Origin of the sequence: Streptomyces sp. NPDC058371 (genome assembly GCF_042723265.1) — a bacterium.
Classification (GTDB): domain Bacteria; phylum Actinomycetota; class Actinomycetes; order Streptomycetales; family Streptomycetaceae; genus Streptomyces.
In genome coordinates this window covers 18,863-37,931 of sequence record NZ_JBHXJC010000024.1, presented here as the reverse complement: position 1 = coordinate 37,931, position 19,069 = coordinate 18,863, and the positions used below count along the sequence as shown (strand labels likewise).

General features: G+C 70.9%; 20 protein-coding genes. 13 read left to right on the top strand and 7 right to left on the bottom strand.

What is annotated here, in order from left to right:
* Positions 1-114: 114 nt before the first annotated feature.
* The 6 genes from ACFWM2_RS39045 (at position 115) to ACFWM2_RS39020 (ending at position 6,329) form a co-directional block, all read left to right on the top strand.
* The gene (locus ACFWM2_RS39045) at positions 115-1,050 is read left to right on the top strand and encodes a cellulose-binding protein (RefSeq protein WP_383290743.1); all 936 of its coding nucleotides are present in this window, start codon (positions 115-117) and stop codon (positions 1,048-1,050) included.
* Between the two features lie 311 nt (positions 1,051-1,361).
* Positions 1,362-2,348, top strand: coding sequence for an ABC transporter ATP-binding protein (locus ACFWM2_RS39040; protein ID WP_383290740.1), 987 nt, complete (start codon positions 1,362-1,364; stop codon positions 2,346-2,348).
* A gap of 2 nt (positions 2,349-2,350) precedes the next feature.
* The gene (locus ACFWM2_RS39035; RefSeq protein ID WP_383290738.1) at positions 2,351-3,121 is read left to right on the top strand and encodes an ABC transporter permease; all 771 of its coding nucleotides are present in this window, start codon (positions 2,351-2,353) and stop codon (positions 3,119-3,121) included.
* A gap of 59 nt (positions 3,122-3,180) precedes the next feature.
* Entirely contained in the window at positions 3,181-4,071 is an 891-nt protein-coding gene (locus tag ACFWM2_RS39030; RefSeq protein ID WP_383290735.1) for a hypothetical protein, read from the top strand.
* A 171-nt stretch (positions 4,072-4,242) separates the two neighbouring features.
* The gene (locus ACFWM2_RS39025; protein WP_383290732.1) at positions 4,243-5,484 is read left to right on the top strand and encodes an ABC transporter ATP-binding protein; all 1,242 of its coding nucleotides are present in this window, start codon (positions 4,243-4,245) and stop codon (positions 5,482-5,484) included.
* A complete protein-coding gene (locus ACFWM2_RS39020) occupies positions 5,481-6,329 on the top strand; it encodes an ABC transporter permease (protein WP_383290729.1) in 849 nt (282 codons plus the stop codon). The genes ACFWM2_RS39025 and ACFWM2_RS39020 overlap by 4 nt, the downstream gene beginning before the upstream one ends.
* A 21-nt stretch (positions 6,330-6,350) precedes the next feature.
* Here ACFWM2_RS39020 and ACFWM2_RS39015 read toward each other — a convergent pair whose 3' ends face one another.
* The gene (locus ACFWM2_RS39015) at positions 6,351-6,683 is read right to left on the bottom strand and encodes an ATP/GTP-binding protein (protein WP_383290726.1); all 333 of its coding nucleotides are present in this window, start codon (positions 6,681-6,683) and stop codon (positions 6,351-6,353) included.
* Positions 6,684-6,903: 220 nt separating this feature from the next.
* Between ACFWM2_RS39015 and ACFWM2_RS39010 the strand changes: the two genes are divergently transcribed.
* On the top strand, positions 6,904-7,932 hold the full coding sequence (locus tag ACFWM2_RS39010; protein WP_383290723.1) for an LLM class flavin-dependent oxidoreductase: 1,029 nt from the start codon (positions 6,904-6,906) through the stop codon (positions 7,930-7,932).
* A gap of 84 nt (positions 7,933-8,016) precedes the next feature.
* Here the strand turns inward: ACFWM2_RS39010 and ACFWM2_RS39005 are convergent, their stop codons facing one another.
* Positions 8,017-8,409 carry an SCO5389 family protein gene (locus tag ACFWM2_RS39005; protein ID WP_383290720.1) on the bottom strand — a complete coding sequence of 131 codons (393 nt, stop codon included), beginning with the start codon at positions 8,407-8,409 and terminating at the stop codon, positions 8,017-8,019.
* A gap of 291 nt (positions 8,410-8,700) precedes the next feature.
* On the opposite strand from ACFWM2_RS39005, the gene nucS reads away from it, so the two are divergent.
* Positions 8,701-9,372, top strand: coding sequence for an endonuclease NucS (gene nucS, locus ACFWM2_RS39000; RefSeq protein WP_383290718.1), 672 nt, complete (start codon positions 8,701-8,703; stop codon positions 9,370-9,372).
* A 33-nt stretch (positions 9,373-9,405) separates the two neighbouring features.
* On the opposite strand, the gene ACFWM2_RS38995 is transcribed toward nucS, so the two are convergent.
* The 4 genes from ACFWM2_RS38995 to ACFWM2_RS38980 form a co-directional block, all read right to left on the bottom strand.
* Entirely contained in the window at positions 9,406-11,877 is a 2,472-nt protein-coding gene (locus ACFWM2_RS38995; RefSeq protein WP_383290715.1) for an ATP-binding protein, read from the bottom strand.
* A gap of 218 nt (positions 11,878-12,095) precedes the next feature.
* Positions 12,096-12,419, bottom strand: coding sequence for an STAS domain-containing protein (locus ACFWM2_RS38990; RefSeq protein ID WP_030672301.1), 324 nt, complete (start codon positions 12,417-12,419; stop codon positions 12,096-12,098).
* Between the two features lie 155 nt (positions 12,420-12,574).
* Positions 12,575-13,423 (bottom strand): 3-hydroxyacyl-CoA dehydrogenase family protein, encoded by an 849-nt coding sequence (locus ACFWM2_RS38985; protein WP_383290712.1) that lies wholly within the window; start codon positions 13,421-13,423, stop codon positions 12,575-12,577.
* A gap of 124 nt (positions 13,424-13,547) precedes the next feature.
* The gene (locus ACFWM2_RS38980; RefSeq protein WP_383290709.1) at positions 13,548-14,189 is read right to left on the bottom strand and encodes a TetR/AcrR family transcriptional regulator; all 642 of its coding nucleotides are present in this window, start codon (positions 14,187-14,189) and stop codon (positions 13,548-13,550) included.
* Positions 14,190-14,268: 79 nt separating this feature from the next.
* Between ACFWM2_RS38980 and ACFWM2_RS38975 the strand changes: the two genes are divergently transcribed.
* From ACFWM2_RS38975 to ACFWM2_RS38965, 3 genes are read left to right on the top strand one after another with little or no spacing between them, the layout of a single operon-like run.
* Positions 14,269-15,051 (top strand): ABC transporter ATP-binding protein, encoded by a 783-nt coding sequence (locus tag ACFWM2_RS38975; RefSeq protein ID WP_383290706.1) that lies wholly within the window; start codon positions 14,269-14,271, stop codon positions 15,049-15,051.
* A gap of 34 nt (positions 15,052-15,085) precedes the next feature.
* On the top strand, positions 15,086-15,835 hold the full coding sequence (locus tag ACFWM2_RS38970; RefSeq protein WP_383290703.1) for an ABC transporter permease: 750 nt from the start codon (positions 15,086-15,088) through the stop codon (positions 15,833-15,835).
* A gap of 13 nt (positions 15,836-15,848) precedes the next feature.
* The gene (locus ACFWM2_RS38965) at positions 15,849-16,421 is read left to right on the top strand and encodes a cob(I)yrinic acid a,c-diamide adenosyltransferase (RefSeq protein WP_383290700.1); all 573 of its coding nucleotides are present in this window, start codon (positions 15,849-15,851) and stop codon (positions 16,419-16,421) included.
* Here ACFWM2_RS38965 and ACFWM2_RS38960 read toward each other — a convergent pair.
* Positions 16,338-16,970 (bottom strand): hypothetical protein, encoded by a 633-nt coding sequence (locus ACFWM2_RS38960; RefSeq protein ID WP_383290697.1) that lies wholly within the window; start codon positions 16,968-16,970, stop codon positions 16,338-16,340. The two genes, ACFWM2_RS38965 and ACFWM2_RS38960, sit on opposite strands and share 84 nt — an antisense overlap.
* Before the next feature lie 152 nt (positions 16,971-17,122).
* Here ACFWM2_RS38960 and ACFWM2_RS38955 point away from each other — a divergent pair, with 152 nt between their 5' ends.
* Both ACFWM2_RS38955 and ACFWM2_RS38950 read left to right on the top strand, forming a co-directional pair.
* Positions 17,123-18,310: a sensor histidine kinase gene (locus ACFWM2_RS38955; protein ID WP_383290692.1), complete on the top strand. Its 1,188-nt coding sequence runs from the start codon at positions 17,123-17,125 to the stop codon at positions 18,308-18,310.
* The gene (locus ACFWM2_RS38950; protein ID WP_383290689.1) at positions 18,307-18,948 is read left to right on the top strand and encodes a response regulator; all 642 of its coding nucleotides are present in this window, start codon (positions 18,307-18,309) and stop codon (positions 18,946-18,948) included. Before ACFWM2_RS38955 ends, ACFWM2_RS38950 begins: the two co-directional genes overlap by 4 nt.
* The last annotated feature ends 121 nt before the right edge of the window (positions 18,949-19,069 follow it).

Below are 19,069 nucleotides of genomic sequence, written 5' to 3'. Positions count from 1 at the left end.
CCACCCAAAAGGAGTGTCATTCTCCAGATCAAACACGTATCCGCTCGATGACACACCGCTTTGACCCCTAGGATTCCCCCTATCACCTCACCGGTCTCATTCGACAGGAACCCCATGAGCGACACTTCCCCCTACGGCTTCGAGCTTGTGCGGCGTGGGTACGACCGCGCTCAGGTGGACGAACGCATTTCGAAGCTCGTCTCCGACCGTGACAGCGCTCTGGCCCGTATCACTGCTCTCGAAAAGCGCATCGAGGAACTCCATCTCGAGACGCAGAACGCCCAGGCCCAGGTCAGCGACGCAGAGCCGTCGTATGCGGGTCTCGGCGCACGCGTCGAGAAGATCCTCCGCCTCGCCGAGGAGGAGGCCAAGGACCTGCGCGAGGAGGCCCGTCGCGCGTCCGAGCAGCACCGCGAGCTCGCCGAGTCGGCGGCCCAGCAGGTGCGCAACGACGCAGAATCGTTCGCGTCGGACCGCAAGGCCAAGGCGGACGACGAGGGCGTCCGGATCGTCGAGAAGGCCAAGAGCGACGCCTCCCAGCTGCGTTCCGAGGCGCAGAAGGACGCGCAGTCCAAGCGCGAGGAGGCGGACGCCCTCTTCGAGGAGACCCGCGCCAAGGCCGCGCAGGCCGCCGCCGACTTCGAGACGAACCTCGCCAAGCGCCGCGAGCAGTCCGAGCGCGACCTCGCCTCGCGTCAGGCCAAGGCGGAGAAGCGCCTCGCGGAGATCGAGCACCGCGCGGAGCAGCTGCGCCTGGAGGCCGAGAAGCTGCGCACGGACGCCGAGCGCCGCGCCCGTCAGACGGTGGAGACGGCTCAGCGCCAGGCCGAGGACATCGTGGCCGACGCGAACGCCAAGGCGGACCGGATCCGTTCGGAATCGGAGCGCGAGCTGGCGGCCCTCACCAACCGTCGCGACTCCATCAACGCGCAGCTCACGAACGTCCGCGAGATGCTCGCGACGCTCACCGGCGCCGCGGTGGCCGCGGCCGGCACGCCCGCCGAGGACGAGCCGATCACGCGCGGGGTCCCGGCCCAGCAGTCCCGCTGACCCGCACGACCCGAAGCACCGAGGCCCGCACCCTCCACCCGGGGGTGCGGGCCTTCGCGCTGCCCACGCGGGGATGCGTCCCGCAGGGGCACGAGAACTGCGCGACCAGCAGCAAGGCCGGACCTCATGGGGGCGCGAGGAACCGCGCGACCAGCCACGACGGCGCACCCCACCACCGGCGCACCCGCGGCAGGGCCCCGTGGGCACCTGCGGCACGCCCCGCGGCGCAAGCGGACAGCGGGCCCCACCGCACAAGCGACAGGCCGCACCCCCAAGTGGCAGGGCCCCAGGGCCCGACTTAGCGTGGCGACATGATCGAGCTCGAGGGGCTGACCAAGCGATACGGCGAGAAGGTGGCGGTCAACAACCTCACGTTCGCCGTCAGACCCGGCATCGTCACGGGCTTCCTGGGCCCCAACGGCGCCGGGAAGTCCACGACGATGCGGATGCTGCTCGGTCTTGACCGGCCCACTGCGGGCGACGTCCGGATCGACGGTCAGCACTACGACCGGCTCAAGGACCCGCTGACGTACATCGGCGCCCTGCTGGACGCCAAGGCCATGCACGGCGGCCGCAGCGCCTTCAACCACCTGCTGTGCCTCGCGCAGAGCAACGGCATCCCGAGGGCGCGGGTGCACGAGGTGCTCGACACGGTGGGGCTCACGGCGGTCGCCCGGAAGAAGGCGAAGGGCTTCTCGCTCGGCATGGGCCAGCGGCTCGGCATCGCGGGCGCGCTGCTCGGTGACCCGCGGATCCTGATGTTCGACGAACCGGTCAACGGCCTCGATCCCGAGGGCATCCACTGGATCCGCAATCTGATGAAGTCGCTGGCCGCACAGGGCCGCACGGTCTTCGTGTCCTCCCATCTGATGAGCGAGATGGCGCTGACCGCCGACCACCTCGTCGTCATCGGCCAGGGCCGGCTGCTCGCCGACACGTCCATGGCCGAGTTCATCCGGCAGAACTCGCGGTCGTACGTCCGGATCCGCTCCCCCCAGCGCGAGCGGCTGCTCGATCTGCTGCACGGCGCGGGCGTGATCGCCGTCGAGACGGGCAGCGGCACGCTCGAGGTGGACGGCGTGGCGGCGGAGCAGATCGGTGAGCTGGCCGCGCAGCACCAGGTCGTGCTGCATGAGCTGAGCCCCCAACAGGCTTCCCTCGAAGAGGCGTTCATGCAGCTGACCGCGGAGTCGGTGGAGTACCACGCGCACAGCGACACCCCGCTCGGGGCGGCTCCGGCGCCGGCGCCACCACCGCCCGAGCGGCAGCAGTGGGGCAGCGACTGGAAGAAGGGCTGACCATGGCGGTGATCCAGGTGGTCAGGTCCGAGTGGACGAAGATCCGGTCGGTGGCGTCCACGGTGTGGACACTGAGTCTCGCCGCGGTGGTGACGGTCGCCCTCGGCATTCTGATCTCGCTCCTGTCCAAGAACGACTTCGACAACATGAGCGAGAAGGACCAGCTCTCCTTCGACCCGACCTTCATCAGCTTCGCGGGGATGAGCCTCGGTCAGCTGGCGATGATCGTGTTCGGCGTGCTGGTCGTCTCGAACGAGTACAGCACCGGCATGATCCGCACCTCCCTCGCCGCCGTCCCGCAGCGCGGCACCTTCCTCTTCTGCAAGGTCGCGGTGGCGACCGCCCTGGCGCTCGTGGTCGGTCTCGTCACCAGCTTCGTCGCGTTCTTCCTGGGCCAGGCGATGCTCGGCTCGCACAAGGCCTCCATCGGCGACCCCGGTGTCCTGCGCGCCGTGATCGGCGGCGGTCTGTACATGACGCTCATCGCCCTGTTCTCGATGGCGGTCGCGACGATGCTGCGCAGCCCGATGCTCTCGCTCGGCATCCTGATGCCGTTCTTCTTCCTGATCTCCGCGATCCTGGGCAATGTCTCCGCCACCAAGAAGGTCGGCCGGTATCTGCCCGACCAGGCCGGCAGCAAGATCATGCAGGTCGTGACCCCGCTGGACGACGACACCCCGTACGGCCCCTGGGGCGGGCTCGGCATCATGGTGCTGTGGGTGGTGGTCGCCCTGATCGGGGGGTACGTGCTGCTCAAGAGACGGGATGCCTAGGGCCGTCGGCCACGTGCGTGACAAGCTCGTACGGGACTCTCTCTCCCGAAGGGCGCCACGTGACGACGGAGGACCGAAGCCTCGCAGCCCTCGGCCTGGACGACGTGCCGGTCGAGCGACCGCTCACGTATCCGGGCCGCCCGGCGCCGGAGCCCGCGCTCCTCGACGGTGACGAGCTGCTGCGGCTCGACGTACGGCCGCTGCGGCTCGGCGGCTGGTCGGTGGCGGACCACCCGGACCGGCCGCCGCTCGACGAGGCGCTGACGGCCCTCGGCCGGCCCGTCACCGGCCGCCGCCACCCGGTCGTCTCCGTCGGCTCGAACTCCTCCCCCGGCCAGATCGCCCACAAGCTCACCCGGCTCGGCATCGCGGCGACCGTACCGATGGTGCCGCTCCGGGTGCGGGGCATCGGGGTCGGCTGCTCGGGGCACATCAGCCCGGCGGGTTACGTGGCGGGGACGCCGTACATCGAGCGGACCGCGGACTCCACCCTGGTCGTCTCCTGGCTGGAATCGACGCAGCTCAGGGCCATCGACGGCACCGAGTTCCCCCGTTACCGGCGGGCGGTCCTGCCGGGCGACGTCTTCGAGATGACGATGCCGTCCGGGGAGCGGCTCGGCGGGGCGTACATCTACTTCAGCGTGCGCGGGGTGCTCGCCGACGCGGACACCCGGCGGCCGGTCCCCGCCGGCGGCGACCAGTCCGAGCTGCTCGCCGGCCTGCTGAGCCGGTCCGCGCGGCTGCGGGAGCTGCTGGGACCCGACCCGGCCGGCTGGACCCGCCGGATCCGGGCGGACGAGGCGCTGCGCGTGCGCTGCACGCGGATCCTCGGCGAGGAGGGCTGGGTCCTGCCGCAGACGGATTTCCTGCCGTACGCCGACGAATCGGCCGCGCTGTGGACCTACGACGACCTGCCCGCGCTGGACGGTTCGCTTCCGGATCTCGCCTGACCTGGGACGACACGTACCTGCCAAAACACAGGCGCCTCCGGCCGCGCCGTCACCCATGTGACCTGCGTATTTTTGCCTTCTCTTGGGTGGAACCGTCAGCGCCCGGATATCCTCCTAACCCTTACGGGGGCGTGTGCCCCGTCGTCCTGAACTTTTCGATGGGTGCGGAGCATGATCGAGGCAGTCGGCCTGACGAAGCGCTATGGCGCCAAGACGGCCGTGTACAACCTTTCCTTTCAGGTGCGGCCCGGTGCCGTCACCGGCTTCCTCGGGCCCAACGGGTCGGGCAAGTCGACGACGATGCGCATGATCCTCGGCCTGGACAACCCCACCTCGGGGCAGGTGACGATCGGCGGCTACCCGTACCGCAAGCTGCCCAACGCCCCCCGTCAGGTCGGCGCGCTCCTCGACGCCAAGGCCGTGCACGGTGGCCGGCACGCCCGCAACCACCTGCTCTGCCTCGCCCAGCTCTCGGGCATCCCGGCCCGGCGGGTGGACGAGGTGCTCGGGGTCGTCGGACTGCAGGAGGTCGCGAGAAAGCGGTCCAAGGGCTTCTCGCTCGGCATGGGCCAGCGCCTCGGCATCGCCGCGGCCCTGCTCGGCGACCCCCAGGTGCTCCTCTTCGACGAACCGGTCAACGGTCTCGACCCCGAGGGCATCCTGTGGGTCCGCAACCTCATGAAGTCCCTTGCCGCGGAAGGCCGTACGGTCTTCGTGTCGTCGCACCTGATGAGCGAGATGGCGCTCACCGCCGACCAGCTCATCGTCATCGGACGCGGCCAGCTGCTCGCCGACATGAGCGTCCGGGACTTCATCTCGCACAACTCGGCCGACTTCGCCCGGGTCCGCACCCCGGAGACCGAGCCGCAGCAGCGCGAGAAGCTGACGGCGGCGCTGACCGAGGCCGGGGGCCAGGTGCTGCCCGAGACGGACGGCGCGCTGCGCGTCATGGGCCTGCCGCTGCCGCGCATCAGCGAGCTCGCGCACTCCGCCGACGTACGCCTGTGGGAGCTGTCGCCGCACCAGGCCTCGCTGGAGGAGGCGTACATGCGGATGACGCAGGGCGCCGTGGACTACCGCTCGACCATCGACCAGAAGGCGGGCCTCCAGCAGCAGCTGCCGCCGGGTGCGATGCCGCCGGTCCAGATGCCCGTCCCGGGCCAGGGCCAGCCGGGGTGGTACGCCCCGCCGCCGCCCCAGCACGGCGGGCAGCCGTTCGCGATGCCGCAGCCGGGGCCCCCGGCGGGCCCGTACGGCGGCCCGGCCGCGCCCGGCGCCCCTGCCACCGGACAGCCGAACCCGTACGCGCAGTCCGCGCCCCAGGCCCCCGCGCAGCCCGCTCCCGCACAGCCTTCCGCCGCGCCCGCCGCCGCTCCCGACATGACCAAGCGCGACAGCGAGGACCCCCGATGAGCACGCCCCAGCACCCGATGCCGCAGCAGGCCGCGCCCGCCCCCCACTGGCAGGCGGGACCCGGCGCTTCGTACACCTCGCCGATCCCGGTCACCCGGACCCACCTGGGCCACGCGCTCACCTCCGAGTGGACGAAGATCAAGTCGGTGCGCTCCACTGTGTGGACGCTGGGCGTGTTCCTGGTGCTGGTGTTCAGCAGCGGGCTGCTGGTCGCCACCCAGACCCGGGACAGCGACTTCGTCGACCTGCCGTACACGTTCACGGCCTTCATCGGCCTGATGCTGGGGCAGATCTGCCTGATCACCCTGGGCGTGCTCGTGGTCTCCTCGGAGTACGGCACGGGCATGATCCGTACGACGTTCACCGCGTCCCCGCAGCGCCACCGGGTGCTCGCCGCCAAGTTCCTGATCTACTTCGGGCTCGCGTACGTCGTGTCCACCGGCTCGGTGCTGCTGATGGGCGCCGTCACCGCCGGGATGCACAGCGGACCCGAGGCCGGCGATGTGCCGTGGGTCGGCACGGCCTTCAAGGGTGGCCTGTACGTGTCCCTGCTCGGCATCCTGTCCCTCGCCGTGGGCTCGATGCTGCGGCACTCGGCGGGTGCGATCACCGCGATGCTCGGCCTGGTGCTGCTGCCCGCGATCCTGCCGGCCTTCCTGCTGATCTCCGAGTCCACCCGGAAGGTCGGCGAGAAGATGATGGACTACAACGCGCCCAACTCGCTCGCGAAGATCTTCGGCGCGGACCAGGGCAGCAGCGGGAACCCGCAGCTGGTCCTGCTCGTCGTGCTCACCGTGGCCGCGGTGGTCGGCGCCTTCGTCCTGCTGGACAAGCGGGACGTGTGACCCGCGCCGAGCTCAACCCCGCTAGAACTTCGGGGCGTTACGGGACCGCTGCACCCGCGAGGTGCGGCGGTCCTTCGCGTTCCAGCACGCCTTGTGCCAGTGGCGCCGCTCGTCCACGCCCGAGTGCTCCGGCCAGGCCACCACGTGCGGAACGCCGGAGGGGATCATCTGGTCGCACCCCGGGCAGCGGTAGGTCTTGCCCTGGGCACTGGCGCCCGCGACATGGCGCACGCTCCACTCATCGCCCTGCCAGCTTTCCGTGGACTGCCAGCCGCCGTAACGGCCGGACCGGTCCGCCTCCGCGCTCGGACCGTACGAGCCGGCGCCCTTCGGACGGTTGCGACGCGGGGACACAGGACACCTCACGGAGCTATACAGGGAGCAGGAGCCGCGTCCAGCCTACGCGGCACCCCCACGGGTAGGCGTACTCCAGCGACCCGATCGGATCTCCGGCCGACCGGCCCATTCGGCAGACAATCCGCAAATCTCCCCGACAGGCCGTGACTTCGGTACGTGTCAGGGGGTTATGCCGGGTGGGGGAGCTCCGCGTCGGCGCCAAGGAGGCAGGAGTGCGATGCGTGTAGGAAGTTTTGTACTGGCGGCCCAGTTCCCGGGCCAGGGCCCGGGGGAGGCGCTGCACCGCGCGGTGCGGTCCGCCGAGGTCGCCGAGGAGGCCGGGCTCGACTCGGTCTGGCTGGCCGAGCACCACTTCGTGCCGTACGGGACGTGCCCTTCGGCCGTCGCGCTCGCCGCCTTCCTGCTCGGCCGCACCCAGCGGATCCGGATCGGCACGGCGGTGAGCGTGCTGCCCACCGCGCACCCGGTCGCGCTCGGCGAGCAGGCCGCGCTGCTGCATCTGACCTCGGGTGGACGCTTCTCGCTGGGCGTCGGCCGCGGCGGCCCCTGGGTCGACCTGGAGGTCTTCGGAGCCGGCCTGGACGCGTACGAGAACGGGTTCCCGGAATCACTCGATCTGCTGGTGCGCTGGCTGCGCCAGCCGTCGGTGGCGGGCACGGGCGAGCGATTTCCCTTCCGTGAAGTCGCCGTCGTCCCCAGGCCGTCGGAGGATCTGAGCGGCGCGCCGGGTCCGGAGGTCGTCGTCGCCTGCACCTCACCCGCGAGTGTCCGGCTCGCGGCCGAGCGCGGTCTGCCCATGCTCCTGGGGATGCATGTGGGCGACGAGGAGAAGGCCGAAATGGTCGCACTGTGGCGGCGGTTCGCACGCGCCGCGGGGCGCCCGGCGGACGAGGTCCTCTCGGCTGCCCACGTCTCGGCGGGCGTCTGCCAGATCGCGGACCGCCGCAGCGACGCGGTGGAGACGCTGCTCAAGTCGATGCCCGGTTGGCTGAAGCAGGGCCTGGACGCCCATGTGACGGTCGACGGCCGCGCCCGCTCCATGCGGGACCCGTTGGCGTACACGGAACTGCTCTGCGGACTGCACCCGGTGGGGACGCCGAGGCTGTGTGCCGACCGGCTCGCGGCTACATCGGAGCGGACCGGCATCTCCCGCTTCGCGCTGCTGGTCGAGGGTTCGGGAGACCTTGCGGCGACGGAGGAGAACGTACGACGGCTCGGCGCCGAGGTGCTCCCTCACCTCGGCTGAGCGAACCGGTCGTGCGGGGAGCTTGCCGCCCCGTACTCATGCACCTCCCGCGTAAGGAGCGGCAAGCCACGCGCCATCGCCGCGTCAGCAGTCCCGGAACTCCGGCGACTGGTTCAGCAGCTGACTGCGGACCGAGGTGAAGCGTGCCAGCTTGTCGTCCACTGAGGCGTCCAGCGGGAACACCGCCACCCGGTGGCAGTTCTGGAAGGCCAGTCGCACTCCGAAGTGCCGCTGCAGGGCACCGCGTATCGCGTCACTCGCCAGCGCACGCAGCAGCTGGCCACGTGCCTGCTCGTCCGGTGGCGGCGTCTGGTTGTCGGCGAACGATCCGCCGTCCACCTTCAGCTGGGCCACCAGGGAGCTGATCATCTCCCATGCGTAAGGCAGGGAGGTCCGGACGCAGTCGACGAATTCAGCTTCGTCGACCTCGCCTCGCTCGGCCTGTTCGAGTAGGGCCGGTGAGACGTCGAGCGACATGGGTTCTCCTCTCGCACCCCCAGACCAACGGGGGTTGACGGACAGGGCGGGAGTCCGCGACATCAGACACGCTGCGTGCATGCATCGCGACCTCCTGTTTATACGGTAGGCAACGGACGATGGCGGCACCAGGAGAATGCCCACACAGTGGACTCCTGGTAGGCACACAATCGGCCACTACCGAACAGGTGACTTCCAGGGACAAGAAGGGCAGTCCGACGGGCCCGGGGGGCAGGGGTGACGGGTGGGCGAATCGCGTACAGCCGTGCCGGTCGAGTAGCGTTGCCCACCATGCGTCTCGTCATCGCCCGCTGCTCCGTGGACTACGCGGGCCGGCTCACCGCCCATCTCCCGTCCGCCCCCCGCCTGATCCTCGTGAAGGCCGACGGCAGCGTCTCCATCCACGCGGACGACCGGGCCTACAAGCCCCTCAACTGGATGTCGCCGCCCTGCACGCTGAAGGAGGGTTCCGGCGACGATGAGGGCGTGTGGACCGTCATCAACAAGGCGGGTGAGAAGCTCATCATCACGATGGAGGAAGTACTCCACGACTCCTCGCACGAACTGGGCGTGGACCCCGGCCTGATCAAGGACGGCGTGGAAGCGCACCTCCAGGAGCTGCTCGCGGACCGCATCGAGACCCTCGGCGAGGGCTATTCGCTCATCCGCCGCGAATACATGACGGCCATCGGCCCCGTCGACATCCTGTGCCGGGACGCCACGGGCCAGACCGTGGCCATCGAGATCAAGCGGCGCGGCGAGATCGACGGCGTGGAGCAACTGACGCGCTATCTGGACCTGTTGAACCGCGACCCGCACCTGGCGCCGGTCCGCGGCATCTTCGCCGCCCAGGAGATCAAGCCGCAGGCCCGCGTCCTCGCCACCGACCGCGGCATCGGCTGCACGGTCCTGGACTACAACGCCCTGCGCGGCATCGAGGACGACAAGCTGCGGCTGTTCTGACCGCCGGCTCCATGACGGGAGGACGTCGCGCGGTCAGATCACCGAGCCGCTGGGCGACTCGGCGGCGGGGCCGCTCGCCGGCGCACTGGCGGAGCTGCTGGCCGCGGGACCGCTGGCGGAGTCCGAGGTGGACGGGGTGGTCGACGGTGTGGCGGTCGGGGAATCCGACGGCGCCGGGCTGGTCGGCGGCTTGCTCGTGGGCGGCTTGCTCGTCGGAGGCTTCGACGTCGGGGGCTTGGACGTGGGCGATTTCGACGGCGACTTCGTCGGACCGCTCGGCCCCTTCGTCCCGCTCGGCTCGTCCGACGGCCGGCCACTGGAGGACGGCGTCGGGTCGTCCGACGTGCCGTAGGTGCCGTCCGGGCCCGGATCGGTCGGCGCGCTGGACGCCCCGGCGTCGCCCGAGCCCTTCTTGGCCTTGTCCGCGCCGAGACTGTCGTCGTTGGCGCCCTGGCTGGCCGACGGGTTCACGCCGACCTTCTCGGACGGGTCGTCGGTGTTGTCGCCCGAGGTCATGCCGAGCGTGACCACCGTGCCGAGCACGGCGGCGAGCAGCGCACCCGATCCCGCGGCGACCAGGTTGCGGCGCGTGCCGCTCACCAGGCGGCTCCCGATCCCGCCGGATCGCCGGACGGGTGCGGGCGCGGCGGTCCGGTGGGTGACCAGGGTCGTCGGCTCGGGCGGCGCGGGCAGCGCGAAGCCGGCCGGTACGCCGCCGGGTGGCGACGCCGACTCCTCGTACCGCGCGTCGGAGCCCTCCTCGCCCGCCGTTGTGCGCACCCCGGGCAGTGCCTCCCCGGAGCGGTCGGAGACCAGCGCCAGAGCGCGGCGTCCGGCGACGGTCCCGCGCTTGTCGGCGAGGGCGCCGCGCAGCCCGATGGAGGCCTCCAGCTCGGCGCGGGCCCGGTCCAGCTGGCCGCCGCAGAGGGCGAGGACGCCCAGTTCGTGGTGGAAGTAGGCCTGATCCGGGACCTCGCCGGCGAGCCGGGACGCCTCCGCGCCGGAGCGCAGCGCGCGCTCCCAGGCGCTCCAGTGCAGCCCGGCGGCGAACGCGGGCGCGGCCGTGCGGGCCAACTGGACGGAGGCGCTCTCCTCGTCGTCGAGGGGGGCCGTGGTGAGCGGCACCAGCACGCTCAGGGCGGCGAGGACCGCATCCGCCTCCGCGCAGACCCGCTCCGGGGTGACCGAGGGGTGCCCGGCCCACCAGGTGTAGTGCCGGGCCGCGCTGAGCGCCCGGTCGTCGATGTCGTCGGTGTATCCGGCGGTCTCCAGCTGGGCCTGTACACCCGCCGCGAGCCGGTAGCGCGAGCCGACCGGCGAGACGAGCCCGCAGCCCGCCAGTTCGGCGAGGGCGGCGTCCGCGTGGGTGTCGCCCACGAGGGCCGGCAGATGCGCCTGGTGGGGCACCTCGCCGCCGAGTGCGACCGCGAACCGCAGGGTGGCGCGCGCCGACTCGCTGAGCCGGGAGGCGAGCAGCGAGGCGGGTGCCGCACCCTCGGCGAGCGAGGGCAGCGGTACGTCGTGTCCGTCCTCGGCGTCGAAGGGCGCGTCGACGGGGGCGTCCTCGTAGTACCCGAACTGGTCGAAGGCGCCCGGGTCGGCGCGCAGCTGGTCGCGCTGCCGCAGCAGTGCGCCGGCCTGGACGAAGCGGAGCGGGAGCCCCTCGGACTCGAACCAGAGGTCGCCGGCCCAGTTCGACTCGTCCTCGGTCAGGACGCGTCCGACGGCCCGCTCCAGGAGTTCGAGGCTGGCGCTGCGCTCGAGCCCGCCGAGGAACACCTCTTCGAGGAGGGAGTCGGCGGACGGCGCGGCGACGTCGGGGGTCGCGGCGACCAGGAAGGCGCACTCGGGGGTGGCGTCGAGCAGCTCGTCGAGCGCGTTGCCGCCGAACTCCAGGTCGTCGAGGACGACGACCGCGCCGATCTCATGGACGAACCCGAGCAGTTCGTCCCGTTCCGGGCGGTGCCGGGGTGCGTTGTACACGGTGGCGAAGAGGTCGTGCAGCAGGTCGTTCGCGGTGCGCCGGTAGCCGCTGAGGCGGACGACGCCGTCGGGCGCGAGGTCGGCGCAGTCGTCGGCTACGGCGTCCAGGAGCGCGGTGCGGCCCGAGCCGGCGGGCCCGGTGAGGCGTACGGAGCGCCCGCGCGCGAGGAGTCGTACGAGCCGCTCGCGGACCTCTTGGCGCTCCAGGAGCGGCAGGCGCGGCTGGGCGGGACCGGGAGGTACGGGCGGATGGGCCGCGCGGGCCGGGTCGGCGCGCTCGGCGGCGCTGAACTTCGCCGGCCGCGGAGGGCGCTCCCGGGGCGGACAGGTCTCTATCTCGCTGCCGTCGACGGGGTTGACGGTGAGCAGGAAGTCGCCCGCGACGAGCTGGACGGTGCGGGCGAGTGCCGGTGCGGGCTGACCGAAGTCGGATGTGAGCGCTTCGCGTGGCGGGCGCTGCCGAGGCGCCTGTCCGTCATCGTCATGCCCGTACTCTTCGGGTCCCCGGTTGATCGGGTCCATGATGTCCTAGCCCCCCAAAAGCGTCGTGTGCCGAGCCCCTCCCGGCCTAGTGCACACCGCGCTGTCGCTTCTGGTCCGGTGTCCGCCTCAGGGTTGCAGACGGCGGACAGCCGAACCCTAAACCTTCGCACAGTATCTATGAACGTCCGGGGTACCGCGCCGCCCGAGACGTCACAGCTTCGTGAGGATTGGGTGCGACGTACGGTTCGTACGCCGTGTCAGACCCGGGGCAGTGATTCGACCCCGATGCCGCCTTCGATGGCCAGGATCCGGTGCAGCCGGGTGGCCACCAGCAGGCGCTGCATCTGTGGCGGTACGCCGCGCAGTACGAGCCGTCGGCCGCACCGCCCGGCCCGTCGGTGGGCTCCCATGATGACGCCGAGTCCGGTGGCGTCCCAGGAGTCCAGCTCGGACAGGTCGAGCACCAGATCGCCGACTCCGTCGTCGACGGCCGAGTGCAGGACCGTACGGGCGTCCGCCGCGCTGCGTACGTCGAGGCGGCCCCCGACGACCAGCTCGGCGTGGTCGCCCCTGATGTACATATGCGCTCCCCGAGAGTGCGTCTCGTACTCTGCGTCAGTCTGCCTATGCCTGTGTGCACCGTCTGACTGCCCGAGGGGCGCAGAGGTTGCCGTCTGTAAGCGAACCGATACCCAATTCACCCTGGCGGGTGATGGCCGAGAGGGCCGTACGGATTTCAGTGCTTGTAGAAGCCCTGCCCGCTCTTGCGTCCGATGTCACCGGCGTCAACCATCCGGCGCATCAGCTCGGGCGGCGCGAACTTCTCGTCCTGGGACTCCGTGTAGATGTTGCTGGTGGCGTGCAGGAGGATGTCGACGCCCGTCAGGTCGGCCGTGGCCAGGGGTCCCATGGCATGGCCGAAGCCCAGCTTGCAGGCGAGGTCGATGTCCTCGGCGGTGGCCACGCCCGATTCGTACAGCTTGGCCGCCTCGACCACGAGGGCCGAGATGAGACGGGTCGTCACGAAGCCGGCCACGTCCCGGTTCACCACGATGCAGGTCTTGCCGACGGACTCGGCGAACTCCCGTGCGGTGGCGAGGGTTTCGTCGCTCGTCTTGTAGCCGCGCACCAGTTCGCACAGCTGCATCATCGGGACCGGCGAGAAGAAGTGCGCGCCGACCACGCGCTCCGGACGCTCCGTCACGGCCGCGATCTTCGTGATCGGGATGGCGGAGGTGTTGGAGGCGAGGACGGTGTCGTCGCGGACGATCTTGTCGAGCGCCCGGAAGATCTCGTGCTTGACTTCCAGCTTCTCGAAGACGGCCTCGACGACGATGTCGGCGTCGGCGGTCGCGTCGAGGTCGGTGGTGGTCGTGATGCGCGCGAGCGCGGCGGCGGCGTCCTCGGCCGAGAGCCTGTCCTTGCTCACGAACCTGTCGTACGACGCCTTGATGCCGTCGGTGCCACGGGTCAGCGCCTCGTCGGTGACGTCACGCAGAACGACGTCCCAGCCCGCCTGCGCGGAGACCTGGGCGATACCGGACCCCATGAGTCCGGCTCCGATGACGGCGAGCTTCCGTGCCACTCCGACTCCCCTTAACACGCTGTTCAAAATGCCTCTTCGGCGGACCCTAGCGCCCGGGAGGGCCGCTGTGACCGGTAAGTAATGCGCGTCACGTCTCATCTGACGGACATCACACCGGCACGGCTCATTGCACCGCCCGTACGGCGTAGTTGAGGACCTTCTCGCTCATGAGGTCCTCCATGTCGTCGAGGAGCGCGAGTACTTCACGTGACACTTCGCCCGGATTGCGACCCGCCATCATCTCCCGTCCGACGACGGCCATGACCGTCTGGTGGACCCAGTTGATCTGGCCCGCGATCAGACCGGGCAGCGGGTCGTCGTCGGGTGCGCCGGTCTCCTCGCGCAGCGCCTCCTCCAGGTTCTCGAGGACCTCCTGGCCGATCGCCCACAGCCGGGAGCGGAGCGCGGGGGCGTCGTGGATGACGCGCATGAAGCGCGCGTAACCGGTCATCAGGCCGAGCCGGGGCGAGACCGCTTCGAGTTCCTCGCGCAGTTCGCGCAGCACGGCGGCCGCGGCGGACTCGCCCTTCTCCCGGCCGCGCACCCAGCGGGCGAGCCGGAAGACGACGCCCTGGGTCCGGTCGAGGAAGAGGTCCTCCTTGGCCGGGAAGTAGTTGTAGACGGTGTTCACGGAGACATCGGCGGCGTCCGCGATCTCCGCGACGGTCACCGCGTCGAAGCCGCGCTCCAGGAACAGGCCGGTGGCCACGTCCGAGATGTACTGCCTGGTCTGCCGCTTCTTCCGCTCCCTGAGCCCTTCTGCCATGCCCTCATCGTAGCTTTGCTGGGTCCACTGAAACTTTGGGGCCGTTGCAAATTTTCAGGGACTCTGTTTTTCTGGGCGCATGCCCATCATCAGTACGGCCGGACTGGCCCGTACCTTCCAGACGAAACGGGGCCCGGTCGAGGCGGTCCGCTCCATCGACCTGACCGTCGCGCCCGGCGAGATCCTCGGCTTCCTCGGCCCGAACGGGGCGGGCAAGACGACCACGCTCCGGATGCTCACGACCCTGCTGGAGCCCACCGGCGGCGCCGCCACGGTGGCGGGCCACGACCTGGCCACGGATCCGAACGGGGTGCGGCGGGCCTGCGGTTACGTGGCCCAGTCGAGCGGCGTCGACCCGCACGTCACCGTGCGGGAGGAGCTGGTGACCCAGGGGCGGCTGTACCGCCTCACGAAGTCCCGTGCCCTCGAACGCGCCGCCGAACTGGCCCGCGATCTGGACCTGACCGAGCTGCTCGACCGCAGGACAGCGGCCCTCTCCGGCGGCCAGCGCCGGCGGCTCGACATCGCGCTCGGGCTCACCCACCGCCCACGGGTGCTGTTCCTCGACGAACCGACCACCGGTCTCGACCCCGGCAGCCGGGCCGACCTCTGGGACCTGGTCCGCCGGCTGCGCGACCAGCACGGCACCACCGTCTTCCTGACCACCCACTACCTCGACGAGGCCGACGCCCTCTCCGACCGGCTCGTGATCGTCGACAAGGGAGTCGTGGTGGCCGAGGGGACCCCGACCGCGCTGAAGCTGGCGCACGGCGGCTCGATCGACGCGACGCTCCAGGACACGTTCCTCGCCGTCACCGGCCGCGGCCCGGCGCCGGCCGACTCCGCCCCCGTAGCCGTATAGGAATCCGATGCTCCTCCGGCCGTACAGGAATCCGATGCTTCTCCACGACACCGCGCTGATCTTCGGGCGCTACGCCCGCCAGACGCTGCGCTCCAAGTTCGCAATGCTCTTCGGCGTACTGATGCCGCTGCTGTACCTGCTCTTCTTCGGCCCGCTGCTGACGGACCTGCCGTTGGGCTCGGGCACCTCGTCCTGGCAGGTCCTGGTACCCGGGCTGCTGCTCCAACTCGGCCTGTTCGGGGCGTCGTTCGCCGGTTTCAGCATCATCATCGAGCAGGGGCAGGGAGTGCTGGAGCGGATGCGGGTCACCCCCGTGAGCCGGCTCGCCCTGCTGCTCGGCCGGGTACTGCGCGACGCCGCCCTCTTCGTCTTCCAGGCGGTGCTGCTGGTACTGGCGGCGCTGGCGATGGGGCTGCGCGCGCCGGTCGCCGGCATCCTGATCGGCTTCGCCTTCGTGGCCCTGCTGACGGTCTCGCTCGCCTCGCTGTCGTACGCCCTGGCCATGCGGGTCCACACGCCGCAGGAGTTCGGGCCGGCCGTCAACGCCCTGACCATGCCGTCGATGCTGCTGTCCGGTCTGATGCTCCCGATGACGCTGGCCCCCGGCTGGCTGGACGTGCTCTCGCACTTCATGCCGTTCCGCTATCTGGTGGACGCGGTGCGGGACGCGTACACCGGCCAGTACGCGACCGCCGCCATGCTGTACGGGGTGCTGGTGGCCCTCGGCTTCGCGGCACTCGCCGTGACGGTCAGCACACGTGTCTTCCGGACGGCCGGAGCCTAACTAGGCTGGCCGCATGGTCAATCTGACGCGCATCTACACCAGGACCGGCGACCAGGGCACGACGGCCCTCGGTGACATGAGCCGCACCGCCAAGACCGATCTCCGGATCTCGGCGTACGCGGACGCCAACGAGGCCAACGCGGTGATCGGCACGGCGGTCGCGCTCGGCGGGCTCGACGAGGAGATCGTCAAAGTCCTCACTCGCGTCCAGAACGACCTGTTCGACGTGGGCGCGGACCTGTCGACGCCGGTCGCCGAGAACCCGCAGTTCCCGCCGCTGCGCGTCGAGCAGTTCTACATCGACCGGCTCGAGGCCGACTGCGACCTCTTCAACGGACAGCTGGAGAAGCTGCGCTCCTTCATCCTGCCCGGCGGCACGCCCGGCGCGGCCCTGCTGCACCAGGCCTGCACGGTCGTCCGCCGGGCCGAGCGCTCCACCTGGGCGGCGATGGAGGTGCACGGCGAGGTGATGAACCCGCTCACCGCGACCTACCTCAACCGGCTATCGGACCTGCTGTTCATCCTGGCCCGTACGGCCAACAAGGCGGCCGGGGACGTGCTCTGGGTCCCGGGCGGGGAGCGCTGACCCCGGCTCCTCCTCCGGCTTCTTCGGCTTCTTCGGCCAGATCAGATAGGTGAGCGCGATCACCCCGTGGATGCCTGCCGCGCGCAGCGCCACCCACTGGAAGGCGCGCAGGGACTCCGTGCCGCCCTCGCCGACGTACTGGATCGCACCTTGCAGCAGGGCGCAGGCGACGGCCGCCGCCAGCAGCGTACGGAGCCAGAGCCGGCCCTCGTGGCGGGCCCGGGCCAGTCCGTGGCGCGGCGGCTTCGGCGGGGGCGGGCCGCCGGCGAGGCGGTGGGCGGCGTGGCCGTCCAGCCGGCGGATCGTGTAGTGGCCGTAGCCCACGGTGAAGCCGATGTAGAGCGCGGCCAGGCCGTGCTCCCAGCTCGGCTCGGCGCCTCGTTTCAGGTCGATCGCCGTGGCCACGAAGAGGACCAGTTCCAGCAGTGGCTCGCACAGCAGCAGCGCCACACTGGTGCGGCGCAGCTTCAGCAGGTAACGGGCGGCCAGGCCGGCCGCCAGCAGTACCCAGAAGCCGACCTCACAGGCGACGACCAGTCCGACGATCACGGTGCGCTCCTCTCGGTCACCTCTCCAGGCTCGCCGCCGGGTCCGTCCGAGGCGTCGTCGTCGGTGACGAAGTCGGACTGCATCGTTCGATGTAGCCGCGGACCGTTCCCGGGCATCAGGCAGGGCGCCCGTACGCCGTGTTGGATGGAGTCATGACCGACCGACTCCCCCGCCCGCACCGCGCCGATGCGACCATCGCCGCCGCCGGCCTGTTCGGCGGGTTGTTCCTGTGGGGCGTCGGCCTCTACACGCGCGGGCCCGACGACCCGATCTCCCTGATCCAGCCGGGCTGGGCGGTCCTCGTCCCGCTGGCCGTCACGGCCGGCTGCGAGTTGCTGCGCCGCACCCGACCGCGCACCGCGCTGCTCATCGGCACGGTCGCCCTCACCGCCGACCTGTTCACCCGCGGCAGCCTCGCCACCATCGTGATGTTCACGGACCTCGTGTACGCGGCCGTGCTGTACGGCTCGCCCGGCGCGGCCCGGCGCATCCCCTGGATCACGGGTCTGGTCACGGTGATCGCGACCGTGTGGCCCGTCGCCGCCTGGCAGCAGCCGGAGGGGCTGCTGATCGGGGTGTTCACCGGTCTGGTGACGTTCACTCCCGCCGCCACCGGCTGGATCGTCCGCAACCATCGCGACACGGCCGTCGCCGAACGGCTGCGCGCGGAACAGACCGCGCTGCTCGCCGAGATCGACCGCACCCAGGCGGTGACGGCCGAACGCGCCCGGATGGCACGGGAGTTGCACGACATGGTTGCCAACCACCTGTCCGCGATCGCCATCCACTCGACGGCCGCGCTCTCCATCGACGACCCCCGGACCTCGAAGGACGCGCTGGCCGTCATCCGCGAGAACAGCGTCGAGGGACTCGCCGAGATGCGGCGGCTCATCGGCATCCTGCGGGACGACAGCGGCGACCGGGAACCCGCCGCGGCCCCCACCCTGGACGGCCTCGAGGCGCTGGTCGCGGGCGCCCGCACCAACGGACTCGACGTCACCCTCGAAGCGGTGCACGAGGACCGGCTGCCCGCCCCGGTCGAACTCGCCGCCTACCGCATCGTCCAGGAGTCCCTGACCAACGCCCTCAAGCACGCCTCCCCCGGCCGGGTCACCGTGGCCATCGCCCGACCCGACGGCTCCCTCAGCGTCCGCGTGAGCAGTCCGTACGGCGACCGGGACGGACCGCGTGCGCCCGGCTCGGGGGCCGGTCTGGTCGGGATGCGGGAGCGGGTCGCGCTGCTGCGGGGCACCTTCGAGGCCGGCCCGGAGGACTCGCCCGCGGGCAGGGTGTGGACCGTGTGCGCCGCCCTGCCCCTGACCCGAGGAGAAGACGCATGATCCGCGTGCTCGTCGCCGAGGACCAGTCCGCCGTACGCGCCGGACTCGTGCTCATCCTGCGTAGCGCGCCCGACATCGAGGTGATCGGTGAGGCCGCGGACGGGGAGCAGGCGGTGGAGCTCACCCGCAGTCTCCGGCCGGATCTCGTTCTGATGGACGTCCAGATGCCCCGCCTCGACGGCGTCACGGCCACCCGCCGGATCGTCGCCGACCACCTCGCCGACGTCCTCGTGCTCACCACCTTCGACCTGGACGAGTACGTCTTCGGGGCGCTGCGCGCGGGTGCCTCCGGGTTCCTGCTGAAGAACACCGAGGCGAGGCAGCTGCTGGAGGCCGTGCGCACGGTGGCGCGCGGGGAGGGGCTGATCTCCCCGGCCGTCACCCGGCGGCTGATCGCCGAGTTCGCGGCGAAGCCCGTACGCGAGGCGACGGCCGACCCGGCCCTCCTGGACGCCCTCACACGACGGGAACGGGAGGTGCTCTCCTGCCTGGGTCAGGGGCTCTCCAACACGGAGATCGCGGCCTCCCTCGCGATGGCGGAGGCGACCGTGAAGACCCACGTCAGCCGCCTGCTGGGGAAGCTTGAGCTGCGCAGCAGGGTCCAAGCCGCTGTCCTCGCACAGGAGTTGGGCGTCTAGTCGCTTCACGGCCGGTCGCGCGGCCCGCCCGAACCTCACTGGTCCAGACCTATTGACCTGTGGTCCAGACCTTTCTATTCTCGCCGCACTGCGCTTAGCCATGCCCACGACATCCCCCGCC

Coding starts and splice junctions, on each gene's coding strand:
- ACFWM2_RS39045 (WP_383290743.1), top strand. CDS start 115: ATGAGCGACACTTCCCCCTACGGCTTCGAGCTTGTGCGGCGTGGGTAC.
- ACFWM2_RS39040 (WP_383290740.1), top strand. CDS start 1,362: ATGATCGAGCTCGAGGGGCTGACCAAGCGATACGGCGAGAAGGTGGCG.
- ACFWM2_RS39035 (WP_383290738.1), top strand. CDS start 2,351: ATGGCGGTGATCCAGGTGGTCAGGTCCGAGTGGACGAAGATCCGGTCG.
- ACFWM2_RS39025 (WP_383290732.1), top strand. CDS start 4,243: ATGATCGAGGCAGTCGGCCTGACGAAGCGCTATGGCGCCAAGACGGCC.
- ACFWM2_RS39020 (WP_383290729.1), top strand. CDS start 5,481: ATGAGCACGCCCCAGCACCCGATGCCGCAGCAGGCCGCGCCCGCCCCC.
- ACFWM2_RS39010 (WP_383290723.1), top strand. CDS start 6,904: ATGCGTGTAGGAAGTTTTGTACTGGCGGCCCAGTTCCCGGGCCAGGGC.
- ACFWM2_RS39005 (WP_383290720.1), bottom strand. CDS start 8,409: ATGTCGCTCGACGTCTCACCGGCCCTACTCGAACAGGCCGAGCGAGGC.
- nucS (WP_383290718.1), top strand. CDS start 8,701: ATGCGTCTCGTCATCGCCCGCTGCTCCGTGGACTACGCGGGCCGGCTC.
- ACFWM2_RS38995 (WP_383290715.1), bottom strand. CDS start 11,877: ATGGACCCGATCAACCGGGGACCCGAAGAGTACGGGCATGACGATGAC.
- ACFWM2_RS38990 (WP_030672301.1), bottom strand. CDS start 12,419: ATGTACATCAGGGGCGACCACGCCGAGCTGGTCGTCGGGGGCCGCCTC.
- ACFWM2_RS38980 (WP_383290709.1), bottom strand. CDS start 14,189: ATGGCAGAAGGGCTCAGGGAGCGGAAGAAGCGGCAGACCAGGCAGTAC.
- ACFWM2_RS38975 (WP_383290706.1), top strand. CDS start 14,269: ATGCCCATCATCAGTACGGCCGGACTGGCCCGTACCTTCCAGACGAAA.
- ACFWM2_RS38970 (WP_383290703.1), top strand. CDS start 15,086: ATGCTTCTCCACGACACCGCGCTGATCTTCGGGCGCTACGCCCGCCAG.
- ACFWM2_RS38965 (WP_383290700.1), top strand. CDS start 15,849: ATGGTCAATCTGACGCGCATCTACACCAGGACCGGCGACCAGGGCACG.
- ACFWM2_RS38955 (WP_383290692.1), top strand. CDS start 17,123: ATGACCGACCGACTCCCCCGCCCGCACCGCGCCGATGCGACCATCGCC.
- ACFWM2_RS38950 (WP_383290689.1), top strand. CDS start 18,307: ATGATCCGCGTGCTCGTCGCCGAGGACCAGTCCGCCGTACGCGCCGGA.